Raw genomic sequence first — 13,670 nt, 5'->3', positions numbered from 1 at the left:
GCCTTGCGTTTTAGTATCCAATCAAATTCTTTACACCTCCTGCGTTCCCGCTTTGCTTCCAACAGGTTCATAAGAAGTAGCTTACTCTTCCAGCACCCAGGTGTCCTTGGACCCACCACCCTGGGATGAATTGACAATCATGTTGCCTTCTATCAGCGCCACCCTTGTCAGCCCTCCCTGGAGCACATACTGCATGTCTTTGCCAAGCAGGGTATAGGTGCGTAAATCTACATGGCGGGGCTCAAACTGATTGTTTCCGTCAATGTAGGTGGCATGGTTCGACAGCGCCATAATCGGCTGCGCGATGTATTTGCTCCGGTCCTGGGCAATCTTCTGCTTGTATTCGCTCAACTCCGCCTTTGTGGCAGCGCTGCCGATGAGTATGCCTTTGCCCCCGTACTCATCCACTGGCTTAACCACCAGCGTGTCCATATTTTCGATGACGTACTTATAGTCACTTTCCTCCGAGCACAGGTACGTGTGCACATTGTTGAGAATAGGTTCTTCGCCCAGGTAGTACCGGATCATAGCAGGTACATAGCTGTAAACGGCTTTGTCGTCAGCGGCTCCGCAACCCGGCGCGTTCAGCATGTTAATGTTACCTTTCCTGTAAGCCCTCATAATACCCGGCACGCCAAACACTGAGTCGGCTTCAAATACCTCGGGGTCCAGGAATTCATCGTCCAGTCGTCTGTACATGACGTCGATGCGTTTGGGGCCAGCCACTGTTTTCATGTATACCGTGTCCTGCTCTACGTACAGGTCCTTTCCTTCTACCAGTGGAACGCCCATACTATGGGCCATATAAGCATGCTCAAAATAAGCCGAAGCCTGCATCCCATCTGTCAGCACCGCACCGTTGGGCTCGTCTACACCTGCTGGCGCCACGGAGCGCATCATCGTCAGAAAGTGCTCTGTAAATTCCTTCACCGGTTGCAAGGAGTATTTGCCGAACAGCTGAAACATAGTTCGCTTCATTACCTCCCGGTTAGAAAGCACATAGCTCATACCAGAAGGGGTGCGCACATTGTCCTCCAGGATATAGTACTCACCGTCACTGTGTTTCACCAGGTCAGTGCCGGATATATGGTTGTAAATTCCTCCTGTCGGATTCAGGTCGACCATAGCCGGGCTGTAGTGTACAGAGTTTGTGACCAGTTCCTGCGGTACTAGCTTGTCTTTGAAAATATGCTGCTGGTGATATACATCGTGGATGAACGCGTTGATGGCCATGTTCCGCTGGACAACTCCCCGCTGAAGTTTTTCCCACTCCCTGCTGTTGATTAATCTGGGTAAAAGATCAAAAGGAAAAACCCGTTCACGTGTTTTAGCCTTGTCAGAAGGAAGTCTGAAGGTTATTCCCTGTTCAAAAAAAGCCTGATGGGCGCGCTCATAAAGTTCAGCTAAGTCCGCTGTCGAATACTGCTTCAGCTGATCGATTATCATGGCGTACGCAGGCTTCACTGCGCCGTCAGGGGAAAAAACCTCATCCAGAAAATCCGGATTAATACTGTAGTCATCAAACATCCCGTTTGTTGTATCGCTGTTGTTATGCTGCATCTCCTATCATATTTATCAGCACCAGGTTTTCCTCAGCAAGAGAAACTCATCTGCTTTTTGTTCTTTGATTATGTTGTGGTTTTCATCCGGACACATAAAAAACTGCTTCATGATGAAGATTTCCGGAGAAAAGTACTGTTTTCAACGCATCAGCTTCGGGAGTGTTTTAAGAGTATGTTTAAATTTTGTTTTTGAAAGCGCACGTTTGCAGCTCAGGGAATGAGTTTGGAATATGCTCTAAATAGAAAAAGCCGCTGTACTCACAGCGGCTTTTTCTATTTATTTACTCGTTATCTTACACAGATTCAGGTTTTACTCATCCCACCAAAGTTCTTCAGATAAAACCGGACTTTCAGGCGTATTCGGGTTTTTGGATGCCTCTCCCTGCGGATAAGCTACCCGGCGAATAAAAGTCGATAAGTCTGCATTAGCAGGTAACTCGAAGCCTTCATAGGCATAGTCATACCGTCTGGCATCGTTCCATGCTTCCGGGTTCAGGTAAGTTACCACATACTTCTCATCAAAAATGAGATCTAGGGTGAGGTTGGAGGCACCTACAGCTACGGCAGGGTCAGAGAGATATTCCTCAGCGGCAGCCGGTTCTACCTCTAGCAGATCCATGCTGGCCTCAATTGCTTCCAAGTAAGCAGCATAGGCTCTGTCGGTTTGCCCGGCGCGCAAGGCTGCCTCTGCTTCAATCAGCTTCACTTCCGGGTAGGAAATAAGAATAAGAGGGGATTCATCTCCCGTGAGAGGGGAGTTACGGGAAATGTAGGACTCGTCTCTGACTGTATTACTGGCTGTCCCCACATTGCCTACTCCGTTAGGCGTGCCGATATATTCTCCAGTGATAGTTGTGTCCGTAATCTGGGCAATACGAGGGTCAAACACGCCGGTAGTTGTGCCTTTCAGGTGCTCTACAAACTGCTCAGACAGCCAGCCGCCTAATAAAAGGTTCTCGTTGTTCAGCGCAACAGTAGCCCAGGGGTTCCGTGTCTGGAATACGCTCATCGTTGCATTATCTGCATTGGATGTATAGGCGTTATCAACAGCGCTTAGTACGGCTTCAGGATTATAAGAAGCGGTTTCGCTTAACTTGTTCAGGAACCTTGCCTTGAGCGCGTAGGCGGTTTTTATCCAGTTTTCCTTGTCACCGCCATGTATCAGGTCACTTTCCGGATCTAACAACACATTAGAATCTGTTCGGGATAACTCCGCTATGGCTTCGTCGATTAGCTGTAAAGATGTATTGTAAAGTTCCTCCTGCGAGTCGAAGCCTGGCGTGAGGGTGGTGCTGATAAAGGCTTCGCTGTAAGGTGCATCACCCCAAAGGTCGGTTACCAGACTCAGGTTGTAAGCCATCAGTACGTTGGCTACGCCTACATAATCACTGGCTCCCGCTTCTATACCTCTTTGTTTCATGTCATAAATGTCAGCCATCGCCAGGTACAACGCGTCCCAGGTGCTGGTGTAATCGGTTACCTGGTAAGTGTCTGTTGATCCTCCTGCGACAGGGCCTGCCAGGTACTGCACAAAGTAGGACGTAATATTAGCCACCCGCTGGGTGTTGAGGCCGGTTTTCTGAGTGGTGGTGGCCAGCATGGTAGCCAAGGGAGGATTGTTTACCAGGTTCGGGTTCTCATCCAGGTCAAAATAATCCTCGCAACTCTGTAAGCTGAATAGTGCCCCCATCATGACAAGGGCAAATGTATATCTAAATATCTTTTTCATACCTCTTCTAATTAGAATCCAAGATTAAGGGTGAACAGATAGCTTCTAACTGCCGGATAAGTAAAACCGGCAAAGCCATCCACGCTGCTGCCGCTAGGCGTTGAGCTGTTTTCAGGGTCATAGCCGGAATAGTCTGTAGAAAGCAACAGGTTATTGCCGGTGAGCGAAACATTGGCATTTCTTATAAAGATGTTGTTGAACCACTGCTCCGGAAGACTGTAGCTCAGCGTAAGGGAACGTAGACGAAACCAGGAGGCGTCTTCCACAAAGTTCTCAGATACGCCGCGGTGCACGTTACGGTAGAAGCCGTTGCCATAGTTTACGCCATCAGGTCCTACACCCTGTCCTAACCAAACAGGTTGTGTGTTAGGCGTGCCATCTGCCAGCACCCCATCAAACACAATTACATCGTCGCGGTTTTCGGTGTATTCCGCTATACCGAAAGCTGAGAAGAAGTTGCCCATCTGGTTGTATTTCTCATGGCCTATGCGGGCATCAATTAAGCCTGTCAGGCTAAGGTTTTTGTAGGTAAAGGTGTTGGTAAAGCCTCCAATCCAATCGGGCTGAGAGTTACCCAGTATTTTCTGGCTTGAAAGCGGTGCCCGTACCGGGAAACCATTCTCCCCGATAACGATTGGCCTTGACTCATCCAGGAAAAGCGGATCTTCTTCTTCACCGGGTCCGTAGTAGCGCTGGTAATGAGAGCCGTAGATATTACCGTAAGCTTCCCCTGGTATCAGTTTCATGGTAACAGTTGAGCCAACGTAGCCGAACTGCGAGGCATACGTAATCTCTTGCAGTCCTTCCCTGATGCTCAGGACTTTGTTGCGGTTAGCAGAAAAGACTAGTGATGAATTCCAGCTGAAGTTATTGGTTACTATCGGAGTGGCATTTAGCGCGAGCTCTATACCTGCGTTTCGCATTTCACCGGAGTTAACCGCCGCGGTTATAAAACCAGTAGAGTTTGCCACATTGACGTTCAGGATCTGGTCCTTGCTCAGCGAATAGTAATAGGTAAGGTCAAAACCCAGGCGGTTGTTGAGGAACGACATTTCGAGGCCTGCTTCATAGGTGTTGGTGAATTCCGGACGGAGTTCCGGATTACCCAGTAGGGCAGATCTGGTATAGCCGGTATAGCCTGTTGGAAGCACATCGTAACCCCCGTAACCAGAGGAGGTAGAGTACTCTAAAGCATCTTTACCTATCTGGGCGTAAGACAGCCGGAACTTACTCTGGTCGATGAATGCAGGTAGCTCCAGGTGCTCGCTGAACACATAGCTTAAACTGGCAGAAGGGTAGAAAAAGGAGTTGTTGAGGTTTTCAAGCGTAGAGGTAATATCATTCCGGCCCGTCAGGGTCAGGAAGAGGAAGTCTTTGTAATCAATAGAAGCCTCTCCGAAAAAGCCCATCAGCCGGTACTCTTTCTGCTCCTGCCGTGATGATAGAAACTGTGCGTTTGTCAGGTAAAAATAATCATAAACAGCCAGGTTAGAGCCTTCCACCCCAAAGCTTTTAATGTTCCTATCATAGAGTTCATGGCCAAGCCGCAGTGTGCCGTTAAAGTTTTCGCCGAACGAGGAATTCAGCGTGGCAATAAAGGTAGAGTTGATGGCTCTGAACTTGGTAGTATACTCATTTACAAAGCCTTGATCATTGTCTTCATACACGCGCTCACCGGCCAATCCACGCGGACCTGGCGCAGTAGCGGTACGGGCCTCATTATACGTGTCAAGGCCGATGCGGTAGCTAAAATCCAGCCAGCTAAGCGGAGAATAGCCGAAGCTCAAACCCCCGATAAACCTGTTTACGTCGTCCTCCAGTTGGTTGGTGGCAGCACCATATATCGGGTTGTTGTTGCCGTACGTGTTCATGGTGCCGTCCGCCGTTCTGTAATCCGTTACGTCCCAGCGCGGCGACCAGTAGCTGAGGCTTTCGTTGAAGCGGTCTGCGTTGTAGCGGTTTCCGCCGGAGTTGATGTAGTTGAAGTTGGCGCCTGTTCTGAATTTTTCGCTGACCTTTATTTCTGCATTCAGGCGGGCCGAGATATTCTCATAATCTGTAAAAGGCAACACCCCCTCATGGCGCAGGTGTGAGATAGAAGACAGGAAGGTGAAGCGCTCAGTACCGCCTGCGAAGGAAAGCGAATTCCTGAACTGGCTGCCGGTTTCGTAAGCGTCCTCGAAATGGTTGTAGAGTTCGGCAGGGTGTGAAGGATCTATCTGGCGGGCCTCTGCCACAGTAGGTCCCCAGGATGGCCAGAAGCTCTCAGGGTCATATGCACCTAAATAACCTTGGGTGTAAGTGTCCTGCACATCCGGGAATTTGTTTACTTCTTCGATGCCAGCCGTACTGGTAAAGTTAACACGCAAACCACCTTGTGCCCCCTTCTTGGTTGTGATAACCACCACGCCGTTGGCTCCTCTCAATCCATATAAAGCAGTAGCCGCACCGCCTCGCAGTACGTTTATACTTTCAATGTCATCCGGGTTCAAATCGGCTAACCTGTTACTCATGCCCCGGAGTTCTGTACCCTCCCCGAAAGTAGAGGTGGAGTTGTCCATCTGGATTCCATCAATTACGAAGAGTGGCTGGTGAGGCCGGTTCGGGTCGATAGAGTTTATTCCCCGGATACGGATGTCTGTGCCCTGACCCGGAGCGCCGCCTGTGCTGGAGATAACGGCTCCTGCCACTTTACCCTGCATCGCGTTCAGCACGTTCGGCTGGCGGTGCTGTGTCAACTCTTCGGCATTTACTGACTGGGCGGCATAGCCCAGCGCCTTTTTCTCACGCGAAATACCCAAAGCAGTCACTACCACTTCAGAAAGCTGCTCACTATCAGTTTCTAAGCTCACGTTGATAACCGACTGGTTTCCTACCGGCACTTCCTGGGTTTTGTAGCCCAGGAACCGGAACACGAGTACCGCGTTATTGTCCGGAACCCTGATTTGGTAATTACCTTCAGCATCGGTTGCGGTGCCTCTGGTGGTTTCTTTCACAATCACGCTAACACCCGGCAGCCCTATGCCATCTGCGGCACCCGTGACCCTGCCGGTAATTACGCTCTCCTGCGCAAAGGCACTGGTTACCCAACACACCAGCAAGAGAAAAGTAAAGATTTTTTTCATAATGTAGTAGATTAAACTGTAAACGATAGTAGAATTTTGGTAAATATAATTTGCTAATATATTACAACTTTAAAATAAACTTAAAGCTTTGTGCCATATTGTTAAAAAAGTGCCAAAGTAGCTGAAAATATGTTGCTTTCTGAGAAGAGTGTTTGCCTTAAGTGGAATGGAATATATTCAGAAAACGTGGTTTTCGCTATTGGAAGCAGGAAAATATTTCTGATTTAGCCTTGCGCTGTATGTTCAAGGAGGTTTTGGAGATAAAATAACATAGAATCAAGAAGCATATGAGCAGCAATGGTTACTGGATCATTGTTTGTCATGACCATAGAAAGAATAGAAGGGCTTCAGTAACTTTGTTTTTAGGTGAAATATTGACTAAGCATTAAAGTTTTAGCACATTTAGATAGCTATATTAGCACGTAAACCCTGCTCTTATATAAATTATCTATGAAAAGGTATATAATTTATTGCTTTCTTATTGCTTTTGCTTTTCTGTTACAAGATATGCCACTGCAGGCGCAGGGCTTTGCACTAGAGGCTGTTCGTAGCTACCCTTTCCCCAGTGGCTTGACAGCCTCCGAACAAGGCTCCCGAATTGCCTGGGTGTTTGACGAACAGGGCAGGCGTAACGTGTATGTTGCAGAAGGGCCTGCTTTTACTCCCCGCAAACTCACAAACTATACCCTTGATGACGGACAGGAAATTACCAGTTTGTCTCTTTCAGCGGATGGGCAGTGGGTGGTATATGTAAGAGGAGGGGAGCACGGGGCAATATGGGATGAGGGTGAAACTGTGAACCCACTATCTGATCCGGTGCCGCCCAAAGTGGAGTTGTGGTCCATGCCTTTTGCCGGAGGAGAGCCAAGAGCCCTGGCGGAGGGAGATGAACCTGTCATCTCTCCGAACAGCGACCGGGTTGCCTTTATCAGGAACGGACAGGTCTGGGAGGCGCTGTTAAAGAAAACAGCTGCTGCGAAGCCGCTTTTTAGAGCGAGAGGTTCAATAAGTTCGTTGGAGTGGTCACCTGATGGAAAGAAGTTAGCTTTTGTCTCAAACCGGGGAAGCCACGCATTTGTAGGAATCTATACCGATAGCAACACACCAATCAAGTGGATGGCGCCGTCCTTTTACAAGGACACGTCACCACGCTGGTCACCAGACGGGAAGCGGATTGTCTTTGTACGCACTCCCGGCACAGGAGGCGCTCCTGAAGCCTACCTGGAAAAGCACCACAGGCCCTGGGCTATCTGGATGGCCGACGTAGCTTCCGGAGAAGCCACACAATTATGGAAAGCACCGGAGACGCTGCCTGGGTCTGTGCCTAACACACACGGTGGGTACAACCTGCATTGGGCAGCACAAAACCGCATCGTGTTTCTTTCCTACCACGACGGGTGGCCGCATCTGTACTCCATGCCGGCGGCAGGAGGTGAACCGCTGCTGCTCACAAAAGGGGAGTTTATGGCCGAACATATCAGCTTGAGCCAGGATGGAAAGTGGCTGCTGTTTAGCGCGAACACGGGACCAGAAAAGGCAGATATAGATCGCCGGCATGTGGCACGTGTTCCCGTGGACAAGCCCGCGATGGAGTTACTCACACCCGGGGATGGCCTGGAGTGGTCGCCGGTGTTAACGGGTGATGGTGCCACAGTAGCTTTGATAACGGCTACGGCGCAGCGTCCGCCGCTTCCGTCTGTTATGTCCTTTGATAAGGGCAAGGTGAAAGTGCTCGCCCAGGATCTTATACCTGCTTCCTTCCCGCAAAAGCAGCTGGTAACGCCGCAGCAGGTTACTTACAAAGCTCCGGACGGTTTCACCATTCATGCGCAGCTATTTGAGCCGAAGGGTGGGGCGGCCAAAAAGCCAGCTATCGTGTATGTGCATGGCGGACCATCGCGGCAGATGCTCCTAGGGTGGCACTACTCCGACTACTACGCCAATGCCTATGCCATGAACCAGTACCTGACCAACCTTGGCTTTGTGGTGCTGTCTGTGAATTACCGCTTGGGTATAGGGTATGGTTATGCCTTTCAACAACCCGAAAAAGCAGGACTTGCCGGAGCTTCTGAGTACCAGGACATACGGGCAGCGGCTACCTGGCTGGCAAAGCAGCCGCAGGTGGATGCCAGCCGCATCGGTATATATGGAGGTTCTTACGGAGGCTACCTCACTGCGCTGGCGCTGGGCCGCGATTCTGACCTTTTTGCTGCAGGCGTGGATATTCATGGTATGAGCGATCGCTCTCTCGGGCGAATCACTGAGCTTGTTGCACCCGATAGGTATGAGCGTGCACCGGATGCTGATCTGGCGGCCAAAGTGATTTGGGAGTCCTCACCGGCTTCTTCTGTTGGCACCTGGAAGTCACCGGTTCTGCTTATACACGGAGATGATGACCGCAACGTGTCGTTCAGCCGCAGCATTGATATGGTACGACGCCTTGAAGCCAAAGGAGTACCTTTTGAGACGCTTGTGCTGGTAGACGATACCCACCATTGGATGCTGTTTTCCAACGCACTGAAAGCGGGCAATGCCACAGCAGATTTTTTCCAGCGGAAACTCCTTAGAAAAGGGATTGGGCAGCGGTAGCTAAACCAGCTGATGGTGGCATAGAAGTTTATTTTTATATTAGAAAAACAAGAATACACTTTATGAGACTGAATACACACAAGTTGCTTTTTCTGCTGCTGGCAGGTATGGCGGCTTCCTGCTCATCTAACCCTTATGCTGTTACGAACCGGGCACATAAAAAGCAGGTGAAGGCGTATACGCGAGCGCTTCGCACGTATCCGGCGCTGAACCCTCAAGAGGAAACACTGCAGCAGGGCGATTATTGGGTAGGCACCACCAATTTCAGCATGCGCAGGCCAAACTATGTGGTCATCCATCATACCGCTCAGAATTCTACTGAGGAAACCTTGAAAACTTTTACTGAACCTGCTACACAGGTAAGTGCCCATTACGTGATAGGAAAGGATGGCGCTGTATACCATATGCTGAACGATTACCTGCGGGCATGGCACGCCGGTTCCGGCAAATGGGGCAACAACACCGACTTGAATTCCTCCTCTATCGGTATAGAACTCGACAACAATGGTGCGGAGCCTTTTACGGAGGCGCAGATTAACAGCCTGCTGAAAGTGCTGGCAATTCTGAAGAAGACACACCACATCCCGGCAGCCAATTTTATCGGCCACTCCGATATCGCGCCGGTCCGAAAAGTAGATCCGAACCCGACGTTTCCCTGGAAGCGCCTTGCTGAAAACGGGTATGGCCTGTGGTATGACGAAGAAGTTCTGGACGATTATTTCCTGCATGCCACAACGCTTGTTTCTGACACAGCAGTCACTGCGCTTATTTCAGATACGACTGCTGTTGCGCTTGCTCCTGACAGCACTGCCACGGTTGACAGTACGACCATGCTTGACGGTGCCGAAGTCGTGGTGCCTGAATTTTATCCGGCGCATTTCAATCCGCAGGAGGCGCTTCGGATTATTGGGTATGATGTAGAGGATATGGAAGCAGCTATTCGCGCCTTTAAGCTGCATTTTATTCAGACGGACATCACGCCTATACTAACAGAGCAGGATAAAATTGTGCTGTATAACCTCTACAAAAAGTACCTTTAAATCTTCGCTGCAAAAGAATCTATGATGTCATCTAAACCCTTACTTTCCTGCCTCCGGCAGTACGTTCTCTCTTGCCTGTGCGCCTGCCTGTTGCTGGCATGTAGTACTCCTAAACATACACCTGTTACCTCTGCCCCATATGGGCCGGCTGAAATCAAAAGGCAGGTGCTGGAGTCGGAGGTGCTGAAGCAGCGTTTTGTTGGTTTTGCGCTGTATGACCCGGAGTTGGGCCAGATGGTGGTGGAGCACAATGCTGACAAGTTCTTTGTGCCTGCCTCTAACACAAAGCTTTTTACCTTCTACGCCTGCCTTAAGATGCTGGGAGATTCCATCCCGGCGCTGAAGTATGCGGTGCGGGGCGATTCGCTGCTGTTCTGGGGAACCGGTGACCCTACCTTCACCCATATGGATGTGAAGAACACCATCGCCTACGATTTTTTGAAGAACCGGCCGGAGAAGCTTTATTATATAGAAGCGCCATTTACCAGCACGCCCTTCGCCGTAAACTGGGGCTGGGATGACTATAACTATTACTACCAGCCGGAGCGGAGCGTGTTTCCTATACATGGCAACATCATTAAATTCACCCGGAAAGAAGCCAATCCCTATACCACTGCCCCTGCCTTGTTCAAGCCGCTTGTGAAAGCAGATACTGTAGGCGTATCGCGGAGCGGCGCTTTTGTGCGGGAGTTGCGAACAAACGACCTGACATTTTACCCGAAGCTCACCGAAGATGATTTCTCAGTAGAAGTCCCTTTTATCACATCGCCTGAAATGACAGTGCAACTGCTGGCAGATACCCTGGAGCGCCCCGTGGAGTGGCTGAAGCGGCCTGTGCCGCCAGATGCTCAGACGCTGTACGGTTTGCCTGCTGATACAGTATACAAGCGCATGCTGAAGGTGAGTGATAACCTGCTGGCAGAGCAGCTTATGGCCTTATGCTCCGGTGCTATCTCCGATACCTTATCAGTGGAGCGCGGCATTGAGTACGCGCTGGAGACGTTTTTAGCTGACCTGCCGGATAAGCCGGTGTGGGTGGATGGTTCGGGCTTATCTACCATGAACCTGTTTACCCCGCGCAGCATTATTGCACTGCTGCAGAAGCTGCGGCAGGAGCGGCCCGATGACCGTTTGTTACCGCTTTTGGCTACCGGAGGTCAGTTAGGCACCTTCCGCAATATCTATAAAGCTGATGTTCCTTACGTGTTCGGTAAGTCGGGTACACTATCGCATGTACACAACCAGAGCGGCTACATCTTCACCAAAAGCGGCAAAATGCTGCTCTTTAGTTTCATGAATAACAATTATACTGTTCCAACTTCCGAAATCCGCGAAGAGATGGTGCGTATCATGACGGAAGTGCATGAAAAGTATTGAGGGTGAATTGAGGTGTAACTGTAAGTTTAATCAGGCCTGATGTGGCAGATATAAATAAAAGTGCATATTTTCCCTATCCCAAACAGAACTATGATGAAACTAACCATTCGTGATTTCAATCTCCCGCTTAAACACACCTTCACCATCTCCTACGACTCTAGGGATGTGCAGGAAACCCTGATTGTGGAGTTGCAGCAGGGGCAGCATAAAGGGTATGGCGAAGCCACCAGCAATCCCTATTACGGCTTCACAATTGAAAACATGTCCCAAGCGCTGGAGAATATCCAGGAGCAGATTGAGTCAGTGGACCTGACCACCCCTGAGGAATTCTGGGCGCAGATGCAGCCCTTGTTGTCGGATAACCCCTTTGCGCTCTGTGCCCTCGATATGGCTGCCAACGACCTATTCGGTAAAATACAGGGCAAGCCGCTGTATAAAATTTGGGGGCTGGAAGCGAAAGATATGCCACTCACGGATTATACCATCGGCATCGATACTATGGAGAACATGGTGAAAAAGCTGCAGGAATGCCCATGGCCCCTCTATAAAATCAAGTTAGGTACGCCGGACGATGTCGCCATAGTGAAAGAACTGCGCAAACACACAGATGCCGTGTTTCGGGTAGACGCCAACTGTGCGTGGGGAGTGGCAGAAACAATTGAAAACTCACATCAGCTGAAGGAACTGGGGGTGGAGTTCATAGAGCAGCCTGTGAAGGCCGATGATATGGAAGGCATGAAGGAAGTGTACCAGCGCTCTGCGTTGCCACTAATTGCCGATGAAAGCTGCATTACGGAGGCCGATGTAAAGAAGTGCCACGGCCATTTCCATGGCGTGAATGTGAAGCTGGTAAAATGCGGCGGCCTGACACCTGCCCGCCGTATGATTGCCGAAGCCAAACGGCTGGGCATGAAGGTAATGGTCGGCTGCATGACGGAATCAACGGTCGGTATATCGGCCATCGCTCAACTGCTGCCATTGCTTGATTATGTGGACATGGATGGTGCACTGTTGTTGCGTGAAGATATTGCTTCGGGTGTAACGATTGATTACGGCAAAGTAAGCTTTAGCACAGAAAACGGAACAGGAACGACCTTGCTTGCCTGTGTCTGATCATGTACATACTGACCATCTGCCGGGGCGCACGCTATTGGTAGATGGTGTAGAATACCTGTATTGCAGCGGAACCTCGTACCTCGGCATCTCATGCAACGAGGCATTCAGGGAGAGGCTGGTGGAGGGGATGCTGCGGTACGGTACAAACTACTCCAGCTCCCGCCGTTCTAATCTTCAGCTGAAGGTATATGAGGAGGCTGAAAGTTACCTGGCTGCCTATACCGGAGCAGAAGCAGCCTTAACCATGTCATCCGGCTTTCTGGCAGGCCAGACGCTGATACAGACCTTGCATGGCAGCGGACATTTTCTATATGCCCCCGGTACGCATCCGGCGGTGTGGCGCAGCCCTGCTGATGCGCCGGATGCAACACAGGAGTTCGAGGAATGGGTAGAATGGCTGCTACAGGAGGTGCCTGCTATGCCGGAGCAGCATATTGTGCTTGTCTGTAACTCGCTTGACCCACTGCAGGCCCGTAACTACTCCTTCAGCTGGATAACAGCTTTGCCCTCTGAAAAGCAGTTTACGCTCCTCATCGACGACTCCCATGGGTTTGGTGTAACCGGAGTGAACGGAGCCGGCATATACAGTCAACTGCCACAAATGCCGCATGTACGCCTGATAGTGGTAAGCTCCTTCGGAAAAGCTTTTGGTATTCCGGCCGGCGTTATTCTGGGAGATAGACAGCTGATAGCACAACTGCAGGCTAGCCCATACTTCGGTGGAGCCTCGCCTGCCGTACCAGCTTACCTTTATGCCTTCAACCATTGCGAAAAGGTTTTTGTGGAGGCCCGGCAAAAGTTGTTCTACAGCATTGCTTATTTTCAGGAAAGGCTCGAACGGCCTGAAATGTTTAACTTCTTTGACCATTATCCTGTCTTTAGCACGCACAGAGAGGATCTCTGCGCATATCTGCAGCAGCATAAGGTGCTGATTTCCAGTTTCCGCTATCCAACGCCTGCTCATGAACCCATTACGCGTGTTATCCTGAACAGCCTGCATACCCGGGAAGACCTGCAGCGCCTGACGGATCTCATCAACAATTTTAGCTCTGCACCCACATAGGCCGGAACAAGCCTGTTTTTCACAATATAGCATCCGAGCTTAGGCTCGGGAATTTTACCCTTTTTCTGA

The 13,670-nt window shown here is 50.2% G+C and carries 8 protein-coding genes; 5 read left to right on the top strand and 3 right to left on the bottom strand.

Going from position 1 to position 13,670, the window contains the following annotated elements; translation table 11 throughout:
- Positions 1 to 81: 81 nt before the first annotated feature.
- From E1919_RS10555 to E1919_RS10545, 3 genes are all read right to left on the bottom strand, one after another.
- Positions 82 to 1,560 (bottom strand): circularly permuted type 2 ATP-grasp protein, encoded by a 1,479-nt coding sequence (locus E1919_RS10555; RefSeq protein ID WP_162053357.1) that lies wholly within the window; start codon positions 1,558 to 1,560, stop codon positions 82 to 84.
- 312 nt (positions 1,561 to 1,872) lie between these two features.
- Positions 1,873 to 3,291, bottom strand: coding sequence for a SusD/RagB family nutrient-binding outer membrane lipoprotein (locus tag E1919_RS10550; RefSeq protein ID WP_162053356.1), 1,419 nt, complete (start codon positions 3,289 to 3,291; stop codon positions 1,873 to 1,875).
- 11 nt (positions 3,292 to 3,302) lie between these two features.
- Positions 3,303 to 6,416: a SusC/RagA family TonB-linked outer membrane protein gene (locus E1919_RS10545; RefSeq protein WP_162053355.1), complete on the bottom strand. Its 3,114-nt coding sequence runs from the start codon at positions 6,414 to 6,416 to the stop codon at positions 3,303 to 3,305.
- 450 nt (positions 6,417 to 6,866) lie between these two features.
- Here E1919_RS10545 and E1919_RS10540 point away from each other — a divergent pair, with 450 nt between their 5' ends.
- From E1919_RS10540 to E1919_RS10520, 5 genes are all read left to right on the top strand, one after another.
- Entirely contained in the window at positions 6,867 to 9,005 is a 2,139-nt protein-coding gene (locus tag E1919_RS10540) for a S9 family peptidase (RefSeq protein ID WP_162053354.1), read from the top strand.
- 62 nt (positions 9,006 to 9,067) lie between these two features.
- On the top strand, positions 9,068 to 10,045 hold the full coding sequence (locus tag E1919_RS10535; protein WP_162053353.1) for an N-acetylmuramoyl-L-alanine amidase: 978 nt from the start codon (positions 9,068 to 9,070) through the stop codon (positions 10,043 to 10,045).
- A gap of 21 nt (positions 10,046 to 10,066) precedes the next feature.
- Positions 10,067 to 11,422 carry a D-alanyl-D-alanine carboxypeptidase/D-alanyl-D-alanine-endopeptidase gene (locus E1919_RS10530; protein WP_237144244.1) on the top strand — a complete coding sequence of 452 codons (1,356 nt, stop codon included), beginning with the start codon at positions 10,067 to 10,069 and terminating at the stop codon, positions 11,420 to 11,422.
- Positions 11,423 to 11,515: 93 nt separating this feature from the next.
- Positions 11,516 to 12,535 carry a dipeptide epimerase gene (locus tag E1919_RS10525; protein WP_162053416.1) on the top strand — a complete coding sequence of 340 codons (1,020 nt, stop codon included), beginning with the start codon at positions 11,516 to 11,518 and terminating at the stop codon, positions 12,533 to 12,535.
- Positions 12,528 to 13,601, top strand: coding sequence for an aminotransferase class I/II-fold pyridoxal phosphate-dependent enzyme (locus E1919_RS10520; RefSeq protein ID WP_162053352.1), 1,074 nt, complete (start codon positions 12,528 to 12,530; stop codon positions 13,599 to 13,601). Before E1919_RS10525 ends, E1919_RS10520 begins: the two co-directional genes overlap by 8 nt.
- The last annotated feature ends 69 nt before the right edge of the window (positions 13,602 to 13,670 follow it).

The organism is Pontibacter pamirensis (genome assembly GCF_010015475.1).
Lineage (GTDB): Bacteria > Bacteroidota > Bacteroidia > Cytophagales > Hymenobacteraceae > Pontibacter > Pontibacter pamirensis.
The sequence above is the reverse complement of the archived record's forward strand: the minus strand, read 5'-3'. Positions and strand labels throughout refer to the sequence as shown.

Excerpts from the sequence above, each read along its gene's own strand:
- E1919_RS10555 (WP_162053357.1), bottom strand. The coding sequence starts at position 1,560 with ATGCAGCATAACAACAGCGATACAACAAACGGGATGTTTGATGACTAC.
- E1919_RS10550 (WP_162053356.1), bottom strand. The coding sequence starts at position 3,291 with ATGAAAAAGATATTTAGATATACATTTGCCCTTGTCATGATGGGGGCA.
- E1919_RS10545 (WP_162053355.1), bottom strand. The coding sequence starts at position 6,416 with ATGAAAAAAATCTTTACTTTTCTCTTGCTGGTGTGTTGGGTAACCAGT.
- E1919_RS10540 (WP_162053354.1), top strand. The coding sequence starts at position 6,867 with ATGAAAAGGTATATAATTTATTGCTTTCTTATTGCTTTTGCTTTTCTG.
- E1919_RS10535 (WP_162053353.1), top strand. The coding sequence starts at position 9,068 with ATGAGACTGAATACACACAAGTTGCTTTTTCTGCTGCTGGCAGGTATG.
- E1919_RS10530 (WP_237144244.1), top strand. The coding sequence starts at position 10,067 with ATGATGTCATCTAAACCCTTACTTTCCTGCCTCCGGCAGTACGTTCTC.
- E1919_RS10525 (WP_162053416.1), top strand. The coding sequence starts at position 11,516 with ATGAAACTAACCATTCGTGATTTCAATCTCCCGCTTAAACACACCTTC.